General features: G+C 53.4%; 21 protein-coding genes and 1 pseudogene. 15 read left to right on the plus strand and 7 right to left on the minus strand.

All coding sequences use genetic code 11. From position 1 onward, the window contains the following. Window positions 1-21: 21 nt before the first annotated feature. From H3M12_RS04675 to H3M12_RS04685, 3 genes are all read right to left on the minus strand, one after another. Complete coding sequence (locus H3M12_RS04675; RefSeq protein ID WP_129032804.1) at window positions 22-1,191, minus strand: MalY/PatB family protein; 1,170 nt, start codon at window positions 1,189-1,191, stop codon at window positions 22-24. Then, window positions 1,181-2,038 carry a DUF3737 family protein gene (locus tag H3M12_RS04680; RefSeq protein ID WP_129032805.1) on the minus strand — a complete coding sequence of 286 codons (858 nt, stop codon included), beginning with the start codon at window positions 2,036-2,038 and terminating at the stop codon, window positions 1,181-1,183. The genes H3M12_RS04675 and H3M12_RS04680 overlap by 11 nt, the downstream gene beginning before the upstream one ends. A 74-nt stretch (window positions 2,039-2,112) precedes the next feature. Beyond that, window positions 2,113-4,098: a hypothetical protein gene (locus H3M12_RS04685; protein WP_182150988.1), complete on the minus strand. Its 1,986-nt coding sequence runs from the start codon at window positions 4,096-4,098 to the stop codon at window positions 2,113-2,115. A 474-nt stretch (window positions 4,099-4,572) separates the two neighbouring features. Here H3M12_RS04685 and H3M12_RS04690 point away from each other — a divergent pair, with 474 nt between their 5' ends. The 14 genes and pseudogenes from H3M12_RS04690 to H3M12_RS04750 all read left to right on the plus strand — a co-directional run bounded on the left by H3M12_RS04690 (window position 4,573) and on the right by H3M12_RS04750 (window position 17,747). Beyond that, on the plus strand, window positions 4,573-5,928 hold the full coding sequence (locus tag H3M12_RS04690) for a GH25 family lysozyme (RefSeq protein ID WP_129033119.1): 1,356 nt from the start codon (window positions 4,573-4,575) through the stop codon (window positions 5,926-5,928). Window positions 5,929-5,941: 13 nt separating this feature from the next. Further along, the gene (locus H3M12_RS04695; RefSeq protein ID WP_129033118.1) at window positions 5,942-6,589 is read left to right on the plus strand and encodes a hypothetical protein; all 648 of its coding nucleotides are present in this window, start codon (window positions 5,942-5,944) and stop codon (window positions 6,587-6,589) included. 147 nt (window positions 6,590-6,736) lie between these two features. Beyond that, window positions 6,737-7,969 carry an AI-2E family transporter gene (locus H3M12_RS04700; RefSeq protein ID WP_129033117.1) on the plus strand — a complete coding sequence of 411 codons (1,233 nt, stop codon included), beginning with the start codon at window positions 6,737-6,739 and terminating at the stop codon, window positions 7,967-7,969. A gap of 192 nt (window positions 7,970-8,161) precedes the next feature. After that, the gene (locus H3M12_RS04705; RefSeq protein ID WP_129033116.1) at window positions 8,162-8,377 is read left to right on the plus strand and encodes a hypothetical protein; all 216 of its coding nucleotides are present in this window, start codon (window positions 8,162-8,164) and stop codon (window positions 8,375-8,377) included. Window positions 8,378-8,485: 108 nt separating this feature from the next. Then, a pseudogene (locus H3M12_RS04710) lies at window positions 8,486-9,909 on the plus strand (ABC transporter permease). Window positions 9,910-9,921: 12 nt separating this feature from the next. After that, entirely contained in the window at window positions 9,922-10,581 is a 660-nt protein-coding gene (locus H3M12_RS04715) for an ABC transporter ATP-binding protein (protein ID WP_182150989.1), read from the plus strand. Between the two features lie 159 nt (window positions 10,582-10,740). Further along, window positions 10,741-12,138 (plus strand): FAD-binding oxidoreductase, encoded by a 1,398-nt coding sequence (locus tag H3M12_RS04720; RefSeq protein ID WP_182150990.1) that lies wholly within the window; start codon window positions 10,741-10,743, stop codon window positions 12,136-12,138. 444 nt (window positions 12,139-12,582) lie between these two features. After that, window positions 12,583-13,011: a MarR family winged helix-turn-helix transcriptional regulator gene (locus H3M12_RS04725; protein ID WP_129033121.1), complete on the plus strand. Its 429-nt coding sequence runs from the start codon at window positions 12,583-12,585 to the stop codon at window positions 13,009-13,011. Window positions 13,012-13,366: 355 nt separating this feature from the next. Continuing rightward, on the plus strand, window positions 13,367-14,119 hold the full coding sequence (gene pnuC / locus H3M12_RS04730) for a nicotinamide riboside transporter PnuC (protein ID WP_129033114.1): 753 nt from the start codon (window positions 13,367-13,369) through the stop codon (window positions 14,117-14,119). Window positions 14,120-14,252: 133 nt separating this feature from the next. Beyond that, on the plus strand, window positions 14,253-15,170 hold the full coding sequence (locus H3M12_RS04735) for a magnesium transporter CorA family protein (RefSeq protein ID WP_182150991.1): 918 nt from the start codon (window positions 14,253-14,255) through the stop codon (window positions 15,168-15,170). A 130-nt stretch (window positions 15,171-15,300) separates the two neighbouring features. Then, the gene (locus H3M12_RS04740) at window positions 15,301-15,714 is read left to right on the plus strand and encodes a MarR family winged helix-turn-helix transcriptional regulator (protein WP_129033112.1); all 414 of its coding nucleotides are present in this window, start codon (window positions 15,301-15,303) and stop codon (window positions 15,712-15,714) included. An 18-nt stretch (window positions 15,715-15,732) separates the two neighbouring features. Continuing rightward, entirely contained in the window at window positions 15,733-16,365 is a 633-nt protein-coding gene (locus H3M12_RS13050) for an MFS transporter (RefSeq protein WP_318531351.1), read from the plus strand. Beyond that, a complete protein-coding gene (locus H3M12_RS13055; protein ID WP_325065019.1) occupies window positions 16,347-17,141 on the plus strand; it encodes an MFS transporter in 795 nt (264 codons plus the stop codon). Before H3M12_RS13050 ends, H3M12_RS13055 begins: the two co-directional genes overlap by 19 nt. A 183-nt stretch (window positions 17,142-17,324) precedes the next feature. Further along, entirely contained in the window at window positions 17,325-17,747 is a 423-nt protein-coding gene (locus H3M12_RS04750; protein ID WP_129033111.1) for a hypothetical protein, read from the plus strand. A gap of 160 nt (window positions 17,748-17,907) precedes the next feature. Here H3M12_RS04750 and H3M12_RS04755 read toward each other — a convergent pair whose 3' ends face one another. The 3 genes from H3M12_RS04755 to H3M12_RS04765 form a co-directional block, all read right to left on the minus strand. Next, window positions 17,908-18,159 carry a hypothetical protein gene (locus H3M12_RS04755; protein ID WP_129033110.1) on the minus strand — a complete coding sequence of 84 codons (252 nt, stop codon included), beginning with the start codon at window positions 18,157-18,159 and terminating at the stop codon, window positions 17,908-17,910. 92 nt (window positions 18,160-18,251) lie between these two features. Further along, window positions 18,252-19,625, minus strand: coding sequence for a sensor histidine kinase (locus tag H3M12_RS04760; RefSeq protein WP_129033109.1), 1,374 nt, complete (start codon window positions 19,623-19,625; stop codon window positions 18,252-18,254). Beyond that, window positions 19,622-20,317, minus strand: a complete 696-nt coding sequence (locus tag H3M12_RS04765; protein ID WP_129033108.1) for a response regulator transcription factor — start codon at window positions 20,315-20,317, stop codon at window positions 19,622-19,624. The genes H3M12_RS04760 and H3M12_RS04765 overlap by 4 nt, the downstream gene beginning before the upstream one ends. Window positions 20,318-20,592: 275 nt before the next feature. Between H3M12_RS04765 and H3M12_RS04770 the strand changes: the two genes are divergently transcribed. Beyond that, on the plus strand, window positions 20,593-20,880 hold the full coding sequence (locus H3M12_RS04770) for a hypothetical protein (RefSeq protein WP_129033107.1): 288 nt from the start codon (window positions 20,593-20,595) through the stop codon (window positions 20,878-20,880). A 136-nt stretch (window positions 20,881-21,016) separates the two neighbouring features. On the opposite strand, the gene H3M12_RS04775 is transcribed toward H3M12_RS04770, so the two are convergent. Next, window positions 21,017-21,667, minus strand: a complete 651-nt coding sequence (locus H3M12_RS04775) for an SDR family oxidoreductase (protein ID WP_129033106.1) — start codon at window positions 21,665-21,667, stop codon at window positions 21,017-21,019. Between the last annotated feature and the right edge of the window lie 209 nt (window positions 21,668-21,876).

A 21,876-nucleotide genomic window follows, 5' to 3' on the forward strand; every position in this document is an offset into this window, starting at 1 on the left:
AATTAAATTGTTAGGGGGCTTTTAGGCTTGTGTTTGAAAGTCCTTAACCCCGGTGGCTAGGCGATTCAACCCGTCTTGCAAGCGTTCAGCCGGGCAAGCCACGTTGATCCGCACGAAATCGTGGCCGTTCCCCCCGTAAACGGCGCCGGCCGTGATGAACAGGCCGGTCTTAGCCCGAATGAAGTCACACAGGGCTTGGGTGTCGTGAGTCACTTGACTGCAGTCGATCCAGACCAAGTAGGTGGCGTGGCCTTCGATGACGGTTAAGCCAGGGACGTTAGCGGCGATGAAGGCCGTGAGCGTCTGCTTGTTCGCGGTGATCTGGGCGTTCATGGCGTGGACCCAGTCGGCGCCGGTGGTGTAGGCCGCGATGACGCCGGGGATGGCGAAGGCGTTGGGCTCGGCCAGTTCGTCGGTGTTGAGCCCCCGGTCGACCAGGTTGCGAAGGGCCTCGTTAGGAATGATGACCGTGGCGGCGTGCAGGGCAGCCACGTTGAAGGTCTTACTGGTCGACACGCAGGTCAGGCTGTTTTGCGCGTTGACAGCGTTGACCGACGCAAACGGCGTGTAAGGATGGTCGGCGTCGGTGATGTCACCGTGAATCTCGTCGGACAAGACCGTGACGTGGTTCGTTGCGGCCAGTTGGCCGATATGGGCCAACTCGTCAGCCGTCCAGACCTTGCCCACGGGGTTGTGGGGGTTACAAAGGATCATCATCGTGGTCAGGGGGGCGGCCATTTTGGTGGCTAAGTCGTCCCAGTCAATCGCATAAATGCCATCGTGGTCGACCAAGTCGCTGGAGAGGACGTGACGGCCGTTATTGACGATGGAATTATAGAAGATGTTGTAGACGGGGGCTTGGACCAAGACGTTGTCGCCCACGTTGGTCACCCGCCGCACTGCCGACGAGATAGTCGGTACCACGCCAGTCACGAAGCGCATCCAGGCGGTATCCGGTGTCCAGTTGTGTTCGGTCGCGTACCAGTGTTGGACGGCCTGGAAATAAGCGTCCGGGACTTCTTCGTAACCGAAGATGCCGGTTTTAACTTTGGCTTGGAGCGCTTTTATGATTCCCGGTGCGGTGCGGAAATCCATGTCCGCCACCCACATGGGGAGTTCGTTGTCTTTCACGTCCCATTTGACGGAATTGGTGTGGCGACGGTCGATCATTTCAGAAAAGTCAGTTGTCATGGTGTGCCTCCTGGGTCGTAATCGTAGTTTTATCGGGATCAATGGCAGGATCATCGAAGATGAGGTCGCCGATGGCCTTGGCCTTGATCTGCCCGTTAATCGGGTTTTTGACGCTGTCGATTTTGGTGGTGATGGTGGCGTCGATGTCCGAACAGTATTCGAATGAAAGGTCGGTGTTGACCAACGCGCAGTTTTGCATGGTGAGATGGTCGACGTAACACAGGCCTTGGTCACTTTCGAGCCAACAATTGACGAAGGTGATGTGTTTGGTGTTCCAGGCCAAATATTCACCAATGATGGTCGAATCGTAAATCGTGACGTTCTCGCAGTTCCAAAAGGCATCGTGGGTGATGAACGTTGAGTCGTAGACTTCGATGTTCTTGCCACCGTCGAAGACGTAGTTGCCGGTGACCTTCAGGTTGTGGGCGACTACGTTGTTGGTGTTCATGCCGAAGTAGTCCCCGTTGGCCGTGACGTCGTTGAGTTTGACGTCGTCGCACCACCAGAGGGTCTCACCGGCATTGGCAAAATCGACGTTTTTCAGCGCCAAATGTTGGGCGTGACGAAAGGTCTTGGTGGCTCTGACCGTGGTATTTTGCATGGTCATGTGTTGGGCGTACCAGATGCCGGCGTGGGCATCGGGTTGCCAGGTGGTGTGATCCAAGGTCGTGTGATTGGTGTACCATAGCGGGTATTTCCATTTGAAAATGGTGTGATCGATGGCCAGGTTCTGCCCGTGCTTTAGCGGGGATTCGCCATCGACGAAGGTACTATTGGTGACGTGGAGGTCGTGTCCCTGAAACAGGGCCCGTTCTCCAGTTAACGTTTGTTGGTTGATTTCTTTCATTAGAGTGACTCCTTTTTTATCCAACTGGATACTTCTATTTTAAGCCCTTCGAGCGGTTATAAGGCAATCGATTTTTACGGCCACCAAATTAAAAGCAGGGCCAAGACGGCCAGACTCCCGAATAGCCACCGCGCAACGCCGGGGCTGATAAATGGGGCCGTGTGGGGGCGTAACACAAAGAAGCGCAGGGTCAAATGGTGGGCTGGACTCCCCGGAATCAGGGGGGCCGTCGTTTGCGCCTGGTGCAAGCGGAGCGGCTTAGCCTGGGTGTTGGTCACGGTGAGCTGGTAGTGGCCGGCTGGTTGCTGGGGGAGGCGACACCGGTTAAGACGCGTTGTTTTGGCGGAACGCCAGATGATGCGACCGTGACGGCGGATGGTCAACCGGCCCAGGTGCGTGTGGCCGGGGTCGATTTTGAGTTGGTTAAAGGCGACCGGAGCGGTGAAAGCTTGGGTCACGGTCTGCTGCGAAGCAAGGGTCACGAAATGCGGCTGATAATACCGGCCTTCATTTTGGCTGACCACCCGCACCGTCTGGTTAATGGGAGTGGTGCTTAGAAGACCCAGTTGGAGTAGGGCGACTAAGACGATGAGGCTAACGCCGCCACGGCGCCACCAAGTGTGTGGCCAATGGAACTGCCACTGCCATGCGGGCGTGGTAAGGCCGACCGCTGCGCCGGTCAGAAATAGGGGAAGAAGTGGCAACGCGTACCGTTCGGCGGTCTCCCAGAAGATGACGTGAAAGGCGGCTAAACCTAAGGTCATCAAGCTGCCTAGCAAAAAGCCAGCCGACCAGCGGCGCGCGTGCCACTGCCGGAGCCCCGCTACTAACGTCACCTCTAACAGGGTCAAGTAGCTGATCTGGGCCCAGTTGGCCAGTAACCAACGAAGGCGGGGGGACTGGTTGCGGACCCAGTTGGGTAACCGCATGAAGGCGGAATTGCTGTTGAACCCGTCAAAGGTTCCAGTCGCTAGTAGGCGGCGGGTCTTTTGAATCAGGTGGATGGCGGTACGGAACTGTTGGCGTGCCACGCGACGTTTACCAGCCGCCGTGGGCTGATGAATGACGGCTTGGGCATCGGCGCGGTTATAGGTCCCACTGTAATCAGGGTTCCAACTCATGGCTATCCAACTGGTCACGGGGAGTGTTGCGGCCGTGGCTGGGTGAAAGCCCGCGGCGCGTTGTCCGGCGTGGACGCCAACATTCCCGCCTAACAGGCATAGTCCCAATAAAAGGGTGACCCCAGTGCGACCAAAGCGACGGGTGGCCGGTAGGATCCAGAGCCATAGCAGGACCGCCAGGGCGAAGACCACGAGGTTGGCTTTCAGCAAGATGGCTCCAGTCAAGGTTAGGCTGAGGGTGAGTGCCGCGACGAGCCACCGCCCCCAGGTCGTCGCCTGGCGTAACCGTTGGCTGGTGACCAGCACGATTAAGCCCACGGGCAGGACCCAAATGTCACTATAGGTGGTCAGACCGTAAGTGTAGAGGGGAATACAGGTAGTAGCCAGGACCACGAACAGATTGGCCGTCACGGGATTGTGGCGGCGTAAGTGGTGGGCCATAATCGCCAGACCCAGATCGAGCCAGCCAAACTGGACCAAGTTCAAGAAGACCCCGGTGGCGGTCCCGAACAGCTCCCGCCCAATCTTAAGAAGACCAGCCAGTAGCAGGGTCAGCGTCACGTTGTTGGGGTAGGTGTGAAAGTACGGTCCCCAAGTCGTGTGCCCGTTGATTAGGGCAAGCGCTTGTTGGTGGACCAGAGCCAAATCGGCGCGTGGCGCGGCTACACAAGTCAGGGCAATTAAGAGCTGGACGACGAGTAGTACGCCCCATAAGCCGACGGCCCAGGTGCGGTGGTGGCCGGGATGCTTGGTCCAATAATTGACGAGGCGTTGCCAACCCCACCAGCCACCCGCACTTGCTAAAGCGAGGACTAAGGGTGGCCACCAGGCCCGCTCGGTGCTGGTAGTTACAGGAAAAAAGAGTGCTAATAGGACGATTAGCCCTAAAAGTAGGGTCATGAGCCGACCGGTGAAGGAACTCACGAATTGCCGAAGCACGGGAAAACGCCTCCTGACATAAATTTAGGCTTACCCTGTCATCATAGCGCAAAAAAATGGGGATTCGGCCACCCCAATTTAGTTACGGCTAAAACGGCAAACAACGGGGCTAAAAGATAGTCGCCGAGACGGCCAAACGTGTGTCTACTGAACGAATCTGGACAAAAACCAAGAAAACCTTGTGAAGCTGATACGATAGTTTTGTGATCGCTTACAGTCCGAAGTACCCCTGATTTAGGTAACGAATTATCCTTAAAAATGGCGATTAAGAGGCTTATCGATAGTCAATCAAACTGTAACTTTTGGTAATCTAATTGCAACTAACTTGTTACGGTCCGCACACTTAAATCCGTTACAGTGAAGGAGACTTAGTGAATTGGAGGTGGTGACCGGGAGGAGCTACCGGTAACGAGATGGTCGCCGGTAGATAGCGTTGGAGTCGGATCATCTAATACTTAAGAGGGAAGTGCCAACATGGTTTTTACACATCATTTATTGCGCCGGCTAACGCAAACTTTGGCGTTGACCGGTGCTGTTGCGGGACTGGCTTGGAGCGGCCAAACGGTTGCTCACGCGAGTACCTTGGCAATTCCGGATATTTCGGAATGGCAAGGTAAATTAACATCGAGCCAGGTCTCCAACTTAAAGGATCAAGTATCCTTCGTCATCAACCGGCGACAATACGGGTCATCTTACAAGGACAAGTATGCGTCTAACAACACCAAACTGTACGTCAAGTACGGCATTCCGTTTGGGGAATACGATTATGCCCGGTTCACCAGCGCTAGCAGCGCCAAAACAGAAGCCAAAAACTTCTACAATCGGTCAAACAAAAATGCTAAGTTCTACGTTTTGGACTTTGAAGAAGACGACGTGACGTCCGGGACCACGAACGCTGCGGTCAAGGCGTGGTACAAGGAAATGCGGGCGTTGACCGACAAAAACTTGGTCTTCTACTCCTACCAATCCTTCGCCACTAGCTACGCCAATACGGCACGGAAGAATTTTGATGCGCAATGGATTGCCAACTATTCCTACGCACCAACGATTTCTTATGCGCTGTGGCAGTACACGGATTCCCATTACTTATCGTCATTAGGCGAATACACGGATAACAGTAAGGCCGTCACCTCGGTTCACCCGATTTCTTGGTGGACGGACGGCGTCACGACTGCCTTATCCCATAGCAGTACGACTTACGCTTACAGTAGCTACAAGAAGGGCCAACATATCTACCTGCATAAAGGGGCAACGAAGTACGCTGATGGGACCTCCATCTCCTCTTCCGACCGCCAGAAGTTCTATAAGATCGGTAAGGTCAAGAGCGTGACGCAGTCGACCTCAAAGCAAAAGCTATACATCAGTAAACTAGGCAAGTGGGTTCTGTCGCAAGACGCGACTGGTTATTGGGTTGGCCAACATGGTTCCTTTACTTTGAACCATAAGCTCAATCTGTACAAGGACAGCAGCTTGAAGACCAAGACTGGCGGTTACTACGTTTCTGGTGATACCGTAAAGGGGAAGATTGTCAAAGCCCCAAGTGGCAAGTCCTACCGGATCAAGACTAGTCTGGGTTACCTGTCAGCAAACACGAAGTACTCAACGCACGCTTACCATGAAGCCTTGAGCTCTGATAAGAAGGTTACGACCAAGAAGACCTTGTACGAATACACGGGGAGCACCTTCAAGAACTCCAAGCGTTACAAGAAAGTGAAGAAGGGCACCACGCTGAAGGTTAAGTCCGTCAAGAAGCGGTCGACGGGGTCACGGTACTTCGTCTTAAGCAATGGCAAGACCATTACGGCTTTGAAGTCTTTCACTAAGGAATAAGGGGGATCTCGCGATGACAAAACGTACAAAGAAGTTATGGATTACGGCGGCGTCCAGTTTAGCAGTTCTCGCCGCTTTAGGGTCTGGTACGGCTCTGACCATGCACGCGGCTAACGACGTCAGTTCTGTCAGCCAAACGACGGCACCGACGACCGCTACGGCTGATAGCACTAAGGTCAGTGCTAAGAGCGTCAGCGGCACTAAGCAAAATTACACGGTCAAGTACCAAGATAAGTCCGGTGATCAAAACGCCACCTTCCAAAAGAAGACGTTGGGCACCAGCCAAACGGCCAACAAGGAAGTTGACTACGTGGGCAAGACCGATGGGGCAGCTGTCAAGCTGACCAACTCGACCAAAGCCGTCTCCCAAGGCGTTATGGGCCACACCTACGTCCACTGGAACACGGGCAAGTGGTCGATTACGGCGGTCACTAATAATGCTGACGCGGCTGGGAATCCGCAACAGTTTGCCAAGCAAATCAACAAGCAATTGCAAAAGGCCACGTTACCGGCTAACGCCAAGAGCGGGTCGGTCACCGTTTACAGTGGCAATGAGGGCGACCAGGCCAACACCGTTAAGTGGCAGTCTGGCAAGCATCTTTACACGGTCAACGGTGAAGATGCCGCTACGACGGTCAAGTTGGCGCAAAACGCCGATTAGTTTTGACTAACACCAATTTGGTCTCTAAATAAAGAGCTTGGACTTTTAAGGGTCCAAGCTCTTTTTTAGTCATGAAGACTTTACGCTAGTCAATTGTCAGCCATGGCCGTACACTAGAGATATGTCAATTTAATGGGGGCCTGACTTGTGAATAAGTGGCGACAACCGGAATCAGGGTGGTCCTGGTTCTCTCAACGATTTTTAAATAATCACATTACGATTTTGCTCTTAAATTTCTTTTTATTTCTGCTAGTGGTTCGTGGGGTGACCCAAAATGCCCACCTGTTGAACCCGTTGTGGCGATTTATCGGCATCGCGGCGCCAGCTGTCATCGTGGCGGGGATCCTGTTCTACGTCCTCGATCCCTTGGTCCACCTCATGGAACGGCGATTACATATCAAAGAGGGCATCGCCATTGGAGTTGCCATGGTGCTCACGGTGGCTATCATCGTGTTGCTGTTCTGGAACTTGATTCCCTTTTTGACCCGCCAAACGGCCAGCATGATTAGTTCATTGCCGCAGTTTGCTAACGACGTCATGCAAAAGCTGAACCACTTGAACCAGCAACATCACTGGCTGACGACTGACAACTTAAATGAACTCAATCAGCGCGTCGCCACCTACTTCTCCAAGCGCGGCTGGAACCTTTTGACGGGGACCTTAAGTTCACTCAGTAACGTGGTCACCACGGTCAGTGATTGGGTCATCACGCTGATTACTGCGCCGCTGGTCTTGTTCTTCATGCTGAAGGATGGCTCACGTTTTCCGCAATTTCTCAGCCACGTGGTGCCGACCCTGTACCGGGACCGGTTCATTGTGATGCTCGACCAGATGAACGTAAAAGTCAGCTCATATATTCGGGGACAATTGACCGTAGCGTTCTGTGTCCTGATCATCTTCTCCGCTGGGTATTCGATTATCGGCTTGAAGTACGGCTTGTTGCTAGGGGTCATCGCGGGGCCGTTGAACCTGATTCCGTACTTCGGTTCGGCCATTGCGCTGATTCCGGCGTTGATCATCGGAGCGATCACCAGTCCGTCGATGCTGATTGGGGTGGTCATTGTGTACCTGGTCGAATGGGTCTTGGAAACGCAGGTCCTGTCGCCGTTGATCATGGGGAACAGCCTGGAGATGCACCCGATTACGATTGTCTTCGTCCTGTTGGCGGCTGGCAAGATGTTCGGCTTGGCCGGTGTGGTCCTTGGAGTGCCCGGATTTGCCGTGTTGAAGGTCTTTGCCATGACCCTCTTTCACTGGTATCAGGAATATTCCGCGTTGTACCCGGACGTTTTGCCAGACGATGAAGCACTGGAACAGACCACTAAAACGGCGCCGCTCTCGGCCACGAAGCCGACCACGTCACCGGATAAAAAGGCTTAATTGAAAACTAATCTGAGTCGGGAAGCAGTCCCGGCTCTTCTTTTATCCCAGGGGGTAAGGTATTTGCGGGGTAAGTCGCTTAGTCTTTAAATTACACGCTTAGACAACCGACCATGCTATCCTAAGGGCAAGCGGGGATGGGCCTCGCGGTGTTGCCGGTAGAACCAAGTTCACAGAAAGCGGGGAACCAAGATGCGCGCAGCTTTAGAGTGTTTAGCGGTGATTTGGGCCGTGGATGCGCTGGTGTTGTGGTGGGTAAGTGTCAATCCGTTGGGACAACCGGGCGGCCAGGGGCACCCTTTAGCCGTGACCATTGCCGTCTTCTTGGGTAGTTTGAGTTTATTATGCGTCTGTGCAGTCCTCTACTTGACCTTGCGGCATCCGACGAAGCGACCACCCCAACCTTAACCCTTTATTAACGCCGGCATGGCGCCTTTAGCTAACGATAAGCTCCGTTTGCTATAACCATAACATGGCTTTTGACAGTGTTGTCAAAAAGCGAATGGAGGCGACCCAATGAATTTTTGTAAACGTGCCTGGCTGAACGTCTGGGCAAAAAAGGGGCGGTCGATACTGTTGATTTTAGTGTCGGCGGCTATCCTGATGTTCGTACTAGCCGGATTGTTGATCCGTAGTGCGGCTGTGAAGGCGACCAACCAAGCGAAAGCGGAGGTCGGCGCAACGGTCACGTTGTCGGCTAACCGGCAAGCGGCATTCAAGCAGATGCGCAAGAGCAGTCAATCGAAGTCGAGTAAGCGCTCGAAGCTGACGTTGAACCCGGTCAAGCTGAGTGATGCGACTAAGATTGCCAAGCTCAAGCATGTTGGGAGTTATAACGTGACCAGCACCACGTCGGCGAACGCCAAGTCCTACGATACGGTCTCGACCAGTACCGGCATGGGCGGCGGTGGCACTAGCGGCGGCCCGGGTAAGATGGGCGGCAAGACGACCACCAGTACCGGTGACACCCAGATCGATGGGGTTACGGCCACGAGTTTGACCAGTGACTTTAGCGACAAACAGAGCAAAATCGTGAAGGGTCGCGGGATTACCAGCAGTGACCGTAACACTAATCACGTGGTCATCGAAAAGGAACTGGCAAGTCAAAACGACTTGAGCGTAGGCGATACCATGACGATCAAGAAGACGACCGGCAATAAAGGGACCGTCAAAGTGAAGGTCGTGGGGATCTATAAGGCAAGCTCCAGTAGCGCCAGCACGGCAGGGCCGATGAGTACTGACCCGTCGAACACGGTTTATGCGTCCTACACCTTAGCCAACAGTTTGAAGGGTAGCAAGTACGCCAATACGGCGGATTCTGTGACCTTCAACGTGACGGCACCGAGTCAGGTCAGTCAAGTCAAGAAGGCTGGGAACAAGGTTATCAGTTCCAGCAAGTATGCGTTGAGCACCGACGATTCCAGTTACCAAACGGTCAAAGCGTCGATGAGTAGCGTTGAAGGCTTTGCCAATAAGATCGTCTGGTTAGTGGCGATTGCGGGGACAATCATCTTAGCGTTGATCGTCATCCTGATGATTCGTGAACGGCGCTTTGAAATCGGCGTCTTACTCTCCTTAGGGGAAGCGCGCTGGAAGATTGTGGCGCAGTTCTTTACCGAAATGATCATGGTCTTAGTCGTCGCCTTAGCGATTGCGGGCGTCGGCGGGAAATTCGTCGGTAACCAACTGGGCAGTCAGTTGATGTCGCAGGCAGCAACGACCACCCAAACGACCAGTTCAATGGCCGGTCAAGGCCAAGGCGGCGGTCAAGCCGCAATGACCACCCAAAGAGCGCGGCAACGACTAAGTTGGCCATTACGGTCAGTGCGGTCGATCTGGCCAAACTCGGTGGGTTTGGTCTTGCCATTACCTTCCTGTCGATTATGTTGGCTTCAGGAGGCATCTTGCGCCTGGAACCGCGTAAAGTCCTGATTTCTTAAGGGGGTCCGTCAATGTTAAAAACACAAGATTTAAGCTACTGGTATCAGAATGCCAACCAGCCACTTTTTAAAAACGTCAACTTAGAGTTTGAGGAGGGTGAATCTTACGCCATTCTCGGCCACAGTGGGACCGGGAAGACGACCTTCTTGTCCCTGATTGCGGGGTTGGATACGCCCAAGGATGGGGCTATCCTGTTGCAGGACCAATCTCTAAAAAAGATTGGCCTGACCAACTACCGGCGCAAACACGTGGCCATCGTCTTTCAAGCCTATAACCTGTTCACGTACATGTCACCGTTGAATAACCTGTTGACGGCAATGGCAATTACGGAATCCAAGCACGCCGGTGACCGGGAATACGCAACGCAGGTCTTACGGGACCTGGGCATCGGCGAAGACCTGATCACCCGTAACGTCCAGCACCTGTCCGGGGGTCAACAACAACGGGTCGCCATTGCCCGGACCATGGTTTGTGACGCCCGGCTGGTCGTGGCCGATGAGCCTACGGGGAACCTGGACGAAGACAACACGCAAGCGGTCATTACTCAGTTCCAAAGCATCGCCCATGACCAAAAGAAGTGCGTGGTGATCGTCACCCACGAACCGGACGTGGCCGCAATGTGTGACCACCAATATCGGTTAGAAAATCGGCAGTTTACAAAATTAGCTTAACAGTTGAAGTGACATCTAAAACGGCTAGTTCCTACGGGAACTAGCCGTTTTTGGGTGTTTGGAAGGTCAAAACCCAAATTCTAGCACAACCGGGGGCGACTCCCTATAATGTAGCTGTACATTTTCATTTTATCTGACTCAATGAAGAAGGGTGATTCGATGACAGTTTTCAGTGCGTATTCCGATGATGATATTCTGGCCGATTTAAAGGCCCAGGTAGCTGACGGCGCGGTCCTAACGGATCAGGCAACGTTGCAGAAACAATCCTTTAATTCGAATGCGTCGGGGGGCGACGGTAGTGGTCTAGCCCGGGCGGTCGTAGAAGTCCAAAGTGTAGCGGATATTCAGGGCGTGTTAAAGGTCGCCCGCAAGTACCATTTGCCGGTGATTCCCCAGACCACGGCTACCAGTACCGTGATTGGCTCCGACGGGATTGCCGGAGGACTCATCTTGTCAACGCGGAAAATGGCTCAGATCCTCGAAATCAGTAAGGATGATTCGTTGGCCGTGGTCCAACCCGGCGTGGTCAATGGTGACTTAGACCAGGCGGCTCGTAAACAGGGGTTGTTTTATGCCCCGGACCCGGCCTCGAAGCCGTTCTCGTCGATTGGTGGCAACGTCTCGACCAACGCCGGTGGGATGAGCACGGTGCGTTACGGCGCCACCAAGGATAACGTCTTGGGCCTCAAGGTCGTGTTGGCGGACGGGCGTAAGGTAACGCTCGGCGGTCGGACGTTGAAGCAGGCTTTCGGCTATGACTTGACCCAGCTCTTCGTGGGCGCAGAAGGCACTTTGGGAATCGTCTACGAAATCACCGTCAAGCTGATGCCGATTCCACTAGGCACGTCCATCATGGGGCTGGCCTTCTTCAAGGATATGGCCCAACTGGCCCAGGGCGTGACCGCCATTCGGATGTCCGGGGTCTACCCGACCATGCTCGAAGCATTGGACGGGAACACCATTGGGGCTTTGGATAAGTACGAAAAGACCCATTACGCTGACAAGAGTGGGGCCATGTTGATCTTCCGCTTGGACGGGAGCAGTGACGCGAACATCCAGGTCTTAAAAGACCTGTTGGCCAAGTATGATGCTCAAGATGTTCAGGTTACTGCCGATGAAGACGAACAAGCGCAACTCATCCAACTCCGACGAGACATGTTGCCGGCGGTCTTTGCGGGGCAAAACCATTTGATGGAAGATATGGCGTTGCCACTGTCGCAGTTAGCCCCGATGATGGCCTATATCCAACAGGTCGGCCACGACCTGGGCGTGACCATCTACACGGCGGGACACGCTGGCGACGGCAACGTTCACCCGACCTTGGTCTGGCCTAAAGACCAGCCTGAAGTCCCCGGTGCGGTCTTAGAAGCCTTACGGCGGATCTTCTGGAAGACCTTGGAGTTAGGTGGTACCATCTCCGGTGAACACGCCGTGGGGATGATGAAGAACCAGTGGAACCAACCGGAACTGGACGATAACGTCGATTATCTCCAGCATCAGTTGAAGACGCTACTGGATCCGATGAATCTCTTGAATCCGAAACGCAAAATTAATTGAATTGGCGATGTAATTTGCGTGGCCCGCGGGGGTCATGCGATGGATTCCCTCCAACGCGTGGTGGGGGGAATCTTTTTTGATGGGGAAAGAAATGGGCGATGAAAGCCGGCGGTAGCCCGTCAACTCGCGAAAAATGGCGGATTAACCAGACAAATGACCAGATTAAAGTTACAATTGAAACCGAATACACCGCGAAACTAGTCTTCGGCCGGCGTAGCCTCACGGACAGGTGGTACCGGATGGCATGATTTCTTAGGGATAACTTAACGGAACAGACCTTACTTTTTATAATAATGTTCTTTATTATCAATTGTATAGACAGTTTTATAGGGGTCGCGACTAAAAGTCGGCGGGGAGGTTCCCACAGGCCGACAGCGGAGATAAGGATCTGATACAGTGGAAGAGAGTAAGAACGTACATGTTGAAAGCTTGTTTACAACTTACATGGCTTTAAAACGTGAGTTAGAAAAATCAGCAACCCGGTTCCAACGACTTACGGGGATTTCAGTGGACCAATTTGCAATTTTACATCAAATCCTGGAACAGCCGGGGAAATTGACGTCCGCGACGGTCGCGGATAGTCGGGGGATTTCTCGGGCGGCCGTTTCTCGGGGCATCTCGCAATTGATTCGGCGTGGTTACGTGGAACCGAGTTATGAATCGGCTGACCGGCGGATTCGGCCACTCTCGTTGACGCCCAGTGGCGAACAACTAGAAATCGAGTGTTACCGGGTGGTCCAAGCGGCGGCCGAACTGATGAACGAGACCATCGAGATTGCGGACCCAACGACGTTGATCGTGGATCAACTGACCCAGATGTTGATGGCGGTCACGGCTCGGGGCAAGGCAGATGCTGAACGCGACCGGGTCTAACCCGCAGTTGTAGTAAAACCTGAAGTGGACTTTTCAAGGCTTGCGAGCCGCGAGAAGTCTTTTTTGACGTTGTGTCCGAAATAAGCGGCCAACATGACCCCATATTAATAAATTTGTGAGACCGCCTCTTCTCTGGCAAACGTGTTTCACGCGGGGCGTGGCCCGGGTGGAATCGGTTTCCACTGACTTTTAGCGTATGAAACAATTTCAAATTTCCCCCAAATTCGGCTGATTTTCATGCTATAATCATAACCGTTGTCAAAAAAGACAGCACAACATGTTGTGCTTATTTCAAGAATTCATCCGGATGAAATACCACATGTGGCGAACTAAACGGTGAGGGAGCGTTTTTCGCATGCAACACTATTTTCAATTTTTGGCCCACCAATTAAAAGGCTGGCCGCAACAGAACTATTACCTATTCTTCTTTAGCCTGGGGTGCCAGGTCATGACGTTAGTCGGGCAACCTATCACGCCCCTAACGATTCTGACCTTTATCGGTACGACGCTCGGGGTCCTGTGTGTCCTGGCCATCAATGCTGCCAAGTCCGTCAACGGGGTTCTGGGAGTATTGTCGGCGATTTGTTTCATCATCACCGGCTTCGCAGCGAAAAACTACTTAACGATTTTTGAACAAGTGGCGTACGTCGTGACCCTGGATATTCCGGTCTTGATCAGTGCGGACTGGAACGTCAATATGGCGTCCAAGATTCGCCGCTTTACCAGCAAGAGCTGGGCGATTGCCTTGGTTTCCACGGTGGTCATTTACGTGATCTCCGGTTGGGGCATCGGGGCGTTTACCGACGACCCGCGGCCGTGGGTCGATGCCATTAGTTTCGCCATCAGCTTCACGGCGGGCATCATCTGCTTCCTACGGTTCAACAATCAGTACGTTTGGTGGATTGCCTCCGGTTTGGCGCAAATGGTCCTCTGGTTCATTTCCTTCCGCCAAGGCTCCGCGACGTTGGCGATGTTTATCAACAGTTCCGTTTACCTGGTCAACGACGTGTTGGCCTTCACGGTTTCCCCGTGGTACAACGAAAAGGAACGGCAACGGGTCGTGGCCCAAGAAACGGCTTACGCCGGTCAGTTGAACGAAACCAACTAGCTTGACTTTAATTTCAAATTCCCTAAAGGGACCCAATTCTTAAATGAGTTGGGTCCTTTTTTAGCGTCTAAGAGGAGGTTGGTGGGGGAAACGTGGTACACTTAAAGCATCGCTGAGCAAGGGGGGAACGGGCATGATTGCTGAACGCAAATTAGGCGGTGACGGCCAGGCGCTGGTGTGGGTCGAAGCGGCTGTTGAAGGGGAAACCGACCGAGAACAGCTCAAGCAGATGTACGGGTTGACCGATGAGATTTTGACCTACGTTACCGATGAAAACGAACGGTCCCACTATGACCGCGACGAGTACTTAAACACCCAACTGTTCGTCCTCCACGTGCCAGTCATTATCGACGCCGTGGCCCAACGGTCGATCACCCGGCCAGTCACGCTCCTGTTGAAGGGCAACCGGGTCTTCACGATTACCACCAAACGCACTCAGTGGGTCAACCAACTCCTGGAGCAACGCTTGGACTACACGACCATCCAGGACACCAACGAGTTCGTCCTGATTAGCTTCTTCATCTTGTTCGACCAGTTCATCGGTCCTGTCCGCAAAATCAATGCCGAACAGAACCGACTAGACCGTCAGTTGAACCAGTCTCCCGATAATAAGGATTTGATTGCGCTGTCGAACTTGCAACAGAGTCTGGCGTACTTCGTCAGCGCCACGCGCAACAACACCATGCTGGTGGTCAATTTGACCAATAAGCCGTTTGGCAAGCAACTCTCCGATAAGAACCGGGAACTATTGGCCGATGCGGTCATTGAAGCTCGGCAGACCTCCGAAATGACCGCGACCGAAGCCGAGGTCGTGGATCGGATTTCGCGGACCTTTAATAATGTCTTGAACAACAACCTGAACGCGACCATGAAATTTTTGACCATCTGGTCGTTGGTGCTGACGATTCCCACGATTGTGACCGGTTTTTACGGTATGAACGTGAAACTGCCGATTGCCAATAGTCCCATCTCGTGGGTCTTCACCATCGTATTGATGGTCGGGTGCATGGTGGCGATTGCGCAGTACTTGCGCCACCGACATTTTTGGTAATGAACGCAACTAAAGGGGCTAACCGCGGGACCGACCGTGAGGAGTCCTTTTTAATTTAGGGTGGAACCGGTTGCCTTTTTCCTGAATTTCATTATAATTGTTAGCTGACTAACAAAAAGGAGGTAGGACGATGGAAAAACGGTTAGGCGGGCTATTGCGTGACGCCACCAACCAAATGACACTGGAGATGAATGCCTTTGCCCGAAAATATGGGTTGACGGGCATGCAAATGTCGGTGATCGATTATTTGGGTCGCCGAACAGACTTGGTGACCTATCAAGTCGACGTCGAACACGAGTTTGAGATTCAGCGCTCGACCGCGTCATTGCTGATTCGGCGGATGGTGGACCGGGAGTTAGTCACCCGAGTGGTGGCGGCTGACGATAGTCGCAAGCGCCAACTTGCGCTCACCGCTAAGGGGCGCCAACTGGTCCCCGTGGTGACGCAACATCTGGAACAGCAGGACTACAAGATGATCGCCGGGTTATCGCCCGAAGCCGTTGCCGGTTTTCGGGAAGCCCTCTTGCGGATTAAAAAATGGTAATTCAGAAAGGAAGCTAGTATGACAACTAAAACAGATCGAATCAGTCCCCGCGTTATCGGGGCCGTGTTAGCGACGGGGTTGATGTCGCTGAGTGGGGTCATTGTGGAAACGGCGATGAACATCACGTTCCCTACGTTGATGCGCGAATTTGATATCACCACCGGGACGGTGCAATGGATGACCACCTTGTACTTATTGATTGTGGCCTGCATCGTGCCGATTTCCTCGTACTTAAAACGCCGGTTCCCGATGAAGGGGTTGTTTGTGACGGCAAACCTCCTGTTCATCGCTGGCATCATCGTCGATGCTTGTGCCCCCAGTTTCGCATTTCTATTGACCGGTCGGGCGATTCAAGCCTTCGGGACGGGGATTGCCCTACCGTTGATGTTTAACATCATTTTGGAGCAAGTCCCACTGAGTCGGTTGGGCCTGATGACCGGGGTCGGCACGTTGGTGACGGCGATTGGGCCGGCGATTGGGCCGACTTACGGGGGCATCTTGATCACGGCTTTGAATTGGCGCTACATTTTCTGGATCCTGGTGCCGTTTCTGGTGGTGGCCTTCTTCGTGGGGGTTAACACGATTCGGCAGGTCACCCCGACGCGCACCGTGAGGCCTTCGATTGGCTCAGCATGGTGGGCATCATCGTGACTTTTGGCGGCTTCATCTATGGCTTCAGCGCCGTGAGTCAGTACGCTTGGATGAGCTGGCCCGTGTTGGGGTCACTCATCATCGGCTGTCTAGGCCTCATCTGGTTCACCCACCACTCGTTACACCTGGACCAACCACTGATTCACTTGCAGGCGTTACGCAACAAGGCCTTTAGCGGTCATCTGTTGGTCTTTTTCTTGTTGCAGATTGCCTCGTTGGGCCTGTCGTTCATTTTGCCGAACTACCTGCAATTGGTCGACCAGCAAACGGCGTTCGTAGCCGGACTGATCGTCTTGCCCGGCGCCTTGATTGGCGCGTGCTTTGCGCCCGTGGGTGGACAGATCCTGGACCGTTTTGGCGCCCAACGGCCCATCTTATTGGGGATTGGCCTCGCCGAAGTGGCTTTGATCTGCATGGCCTTGCTCGCTGACCACTTGGGGGCCAGCGTGATGCTCGCGCTGTATATCCTGTACATGATTGGGATTGGCATGGGGTTTGGCAACATCATGACCAGTGGGTTGAAGCACTTGTCAGCGGATTTAAAACCCGACGGCAACGCCTTGATGAACTCGTTACAGCAGTTCGCCGGGGCTATCGGGACCGCCCTGGTCTCCGCTATCATCGCGGCCGCACAAGCCGTTTCCGGGTCGACTACGGCCCTCAAGACGGCCAACGGTTCGCAGACGGCATTGACGGTCTTAGTGGTCACCAGTGCACTAAGCTGGCTGGTGATGGCTTGGGCGTTACGGCAACACGGGACCTTTACCAAAAAATAATCCCACTTTTGTACCGGGTGCGCCACATGGTAGTGGCCCGGTAAAGGAAGGGATTTCAGGCTAGACGTTGGTAGGGTTATTAACCTAACTATGGGGAAAGTCCCCGTATCCGCGTCGTACAGTCCGTGCTAGAATAGCCTCCAATTTAAGGGAAGACCTTCCCGTTAAAGTGAGATGCTCGCGATGCAATTTGACTGGCGATACGGGTTTCATGCCTTTTGGCTCTACCTGACCTTTATGATTTTATTTAGCGCAGCGTATTACTTTACGACCACCCAGCCGTTGCAAACGGCGGTGGGCGTGGTCGTGGCTCTCGGGGTGATGGATGCGTTGTTCATGCACCACTACCCGTATTTCAGCCGAGTAAACCGCCAAGGCGCCTCGGCATTCATCAGTTTGGCGTTTTTTGGGATTCTGGCGTTGTTGGCTTTGACCTTTAACCCGACGTGGCCCCAAGGTATCTGGGACCTGTTGAGTTTCGCCGTGGCGGGCGTTGGTGGTTCGTATGACGGGTTTGCCGCCCACAAGACGAAGATCTTGCCGTACCAAACGCGACGAGATTTGATCCGTAAGGCCCAGATCCTACGCAAACCGATGGAACGTTAAGTTTAAAAAAGCACCATTGTCCAGCATTGGCTGGCGGTCAAAAGACCGCCAGGTGATGCTTTTTTTGTGCGGGGCTATGACGCGAGATCTCCGGTTTCGGATAAAAGGTCAGTAAAAAACGCCGTTCACTTGAACGGCGTTGGGGTTGAATAAACTTAGGTTAGTCGGCTGGGCTGTACATCCAGTCGTACGACAGGAGTTGGTGGAATCGTTCGCCAATCGGGACCCAGAGCTTGGCTTTGGCAATATTGGTAATGGATTCCCAAAACAGCGGGTCATGGCGTTCCTTGTCGCTTAAATTAATGTTGACGTAACTCCCAGCTTCCGTTTTGGCAATCACGTAAGGGTAGAAGACCTTGGTGATCCGGGCGGGCGTAATAGTATGAATTTGCGGGTTGTTATCAATCAGCATAGTCAGACACTTCCTTTCACTTGATGACTCTAGTATAGCGAAGAAAACGTCGGGAAGTTATCGGTTTTGGTTAAGGATTGTCTGAGAATTTCTTAGGATTCCTTAGCGGGGGCAGCGGTGAGTGACACGGTGAAAATGGTCCCTTGGGGGTGGTTGTCACTGACACTGATGTGGCCCTGGTTGAGCTGGACTAATTGTGACACGATAGCCAGCCCCAGTCCACTACCTTCGACCTGGTTGGACCGTGATGAATCGACCCGGTAGAAGCGTTCGAAGATGTGTTGCCGGTCGGCTTTACTGATACCGCGGCCAAAGTCGGCCACGGCTAACGTCACGGTGTCGTCTTTTTGAGCGACCGTGACCGTGATAGCCTGGTCGTTGGGTGAATACTTGTGGGCGTTATCGAGCAAAGCAGTCAAAATCTGGTGGACCAGATCGGTATCGCCTAACGCCATCGCCGGGGTCGCGGGCCCGTGAAAATTCAAGGGTTGTTCAATCAGGGGTTGATAGTGGGTCACGACACCTTCCGCTAACTTGGCAACGTCGATGGGGACTAAGTCGATATCTTGCGCTCGGTCTGCCCGGGATAGATGAAGCAGGTTTTCAATCAGGTGTTGCATCCGCAACGATTCCTGGTCGATGAAGCCCAACGACTCGGGGATAACTTCGGGATGTTTGGCACTGTGACGGTCAATCAGCTTGATGTTGCCCCGAATCGTGGCAATCGGAGTGCGTAATTCGTGCGAGGCATCGGAGATGAACTGCCGCTCACGTTGTAACCGCCCATTTTGCGAAGCCAGCAATTGGTTGAAATCCTTAGCCAGTTGGCCAACTTCGGCGGGTTCGGTAGGTTGGGGAAGCGTTGGCTGAGTTGTTTCCGGGTTGGCCGCGGCTTGTTGGGCCGCGCGGGCCAATTCGATGGTCGGTCGACTGATCTGGTTGGCCAGCCGGCGCACGAAGAGTAGCCCAATCAGGAGACTCAACCCGATGGCGATGATCAACACGGCAATCAGCACGTGGAGGTTGCCTAATAAGACGTGCATGCCAATATATAAGAGGTAGGTCTTATGGTTCATTTTTAAGGATTCGGAGAAATACAGGCCCGCCTTTGGAATATAGATGAGGTGGGTGAAGGGTACCTGCCAACTATTGGTGAGGTTGGGGACCCGGTTACTTGGGAGAAATGAAGTGGTCGAGCCATCGCTGTTTTTGACCACCACAAAGGTGTTATGGGCGTTCAATCCACTACTACGGTTGATGGTCAACCAGTCCTGAAAGGTGTTGGCTTGGCTGATCTGCAAATTAGAACTGAGCTGAGCAGCTTGGTTCTGAGCCCGGAACAACTGGTCAACGCTCAAGGTCACGGACACGGTCAGTGTGATGACCAACCCAATGGTTAGGAGCAACGTGGTGAAAGAGCGGCGAATGATGGCCGCATAGGAACGCGGAACCTTGGTCTTTTTCATGAGGCATCATCCGCTTCCAGACTGTACCCGACGCCCCGAATCGTGTGGAAGAGAGGTGTTTGATCGCCCGTATCGATTTTATTGCGTAAGTAGCCGATATACACGTCGACGACGTTTTGTTGGCCCAAAAAGTCGACGCCCCAGACGTTATCTAGGAGCTCGTCACGGGTGAAGACCTGGCCGGGATGGCGCATCAAGAAGAGCAGCAGGTCGTATTCCCGTTGGGTCAGTTGCAGGGTTTCCGTGCCCCGGGTGACCTGGCGAGTCTTGGTGATGAGCGTCAGATCGGCGACGTGGTAGGTTTGGTCCAAGCCACTTTGGTGGGCGGTTCGACGCTGAATCACCCGAATCCGGGCTAATAGTTCTTCAATTTCAAAGGGTTTAGTGATGTAGTCGTCGGCCCCGTTGTCCAAGCCGGTGACCTTGTCGCCCAGGTAATCACGGGCGGTCATCATAATGACGGGCAGGTCATCGTGTTTACGAATTCGGCGGAGGACCTCCATGCCGTCCATCCGGGGGAGCATCCAGTCTAAAAGAACCAGTAACAGGTCGTCGCGATGCGTCTGGTAGGTTTCCCAGGCAGCTTCCCCGTCGGCAGCGGTCAAGACCTGAAAATCTTCGAAAATGAGTTCCTTGGCCACGTAACTGGCGAGACCGGTCTCGTCTTCAACTAACAAGATAGTGTTCTTCATAGTGAAACAGTCAACTCCTTAATTTTATGGCCCTAAATAGGGTGGGGGATAAACCACCCCAGCTAGGCAACGATAGCCGCTGATAGATGGCTGATAATGGCTATCTGGCGGGGATGGGGGGTATTCAGTGGTATCTTAGCATAGTTTTGCGGGAACGAAGATAAGAAATTCATATTTTCACCTTAACGAAGCTTCAAGATTTCGACCAGCACCGCATGGTATAACTAAGACATTGATAAGCAACCGACTAAAACATCCATTGAGGAGTGGTTTAAATGACCAAGGTAACCCAGAAAATGAAAAAGTTGTTATTGGGAACGATGACGGTGACCATGTTACTGGCAACGTCCGCGGGGGCGTCGGCAGCGACTAAGACCACGGTTTCAGCTGAGCCGGTCCAGGCAACGGTGGTCTTCCCCACCCAGGCAACGACGACCGTTCAGTTCACCAAGGTGCACTTAAAACGCACCAGTGCTAAGCAACTATCCACCCAGGTTCAAACGGCGGTCAACGCTAGTGCCTTGAACTTAGATCAACGGCACCGGGCCAGCCAATTAAAATAGGCCAGATCATCCAACTCGCAGAATAGAAGCCGAAACGATGAAAAACGGCGTCGAGAAGTGTCTCGGCGCCGTTTTTTGTGACGATGTTATGGCTAATGGCCCCACGAGGTGGTTCCCGTGACGCCCGTGGTCATCGCTAAGCTTGCGCCTTGATGGCGTCGGCAATCGGGGTATCCCCGTTCACGATGGTCAAAATATGCTGTGGGAGCGGGTGTTTGACAATGGCGACAATCGTTGCCGCAACGTCGGCGCGACTGATGCTCGTGGACCCGTCGAGACCCGGATCGACCGTAATCTTACCGGTCGGGTCGTCGTTGGTCAAAGTCGTTGGCCGGATGATGGTGTAGTCCAAATCAGTCCGGTGTTGTAACCACTGGTCAGCGTAGTGCTTGGCCACGTAGTATGGTCGGATACCGGTCTGGTCCCAGAACGACCGTTCGTCGGCGCCCATGGCACTGACCATGATGAAACGCTTGATCTTGGCCGTCTCGGTCGCTTGCATGGCCTTGATGGCACCATCCAAGTCGATGTTGAGCGTCATGTCATCGTCAGTACTACCACCGGAACCGGCGGAGAAGATGACCGTGTCGACGTCTTTCATGGCAGGGACTAACTCATCAGCGGTGCCCATCAGATTTACCATCCGAGCCTGACCGCCCAATTTTTCGATGACGGCCGCTTGTTCGGCGTTGCGAATCCCGCCGTAGACGGTTTCACCGGCGTCAGCTAATTGTTGAACGATGTGTTGTCCAACGTGGCCATGGGCCCCAATTACTAAAGTTGTCATAAATCAAAAGACCTCCTATGAATTAGTGGCACGTGACTGGTGACCCTAACGGCCCAGTCCAATCACGGTTAGTTTAGTTGACTTAACTAATGCCTACCTTATCGGTTTTGGGCGCGTTTGTCAGCTAAAACGACTTCCGTTCGAGAGTTTTTGGGGTTAAAAGTTCCAGTCGGTAACGCAAGCCGTTTTCAGTGGTTTTTCACGTGATA

Origin of the sequence: Levilactobacillus suantsaii, from assembly GCF_014069315.1 — a bacterium.
GTDB classification, from domain to species: Bacteria; Bacillota; Bacilli; order Lactobacillales; family Lactobacillaceae; genus Levilactobacillus; species Levilactobacillus suantsaii.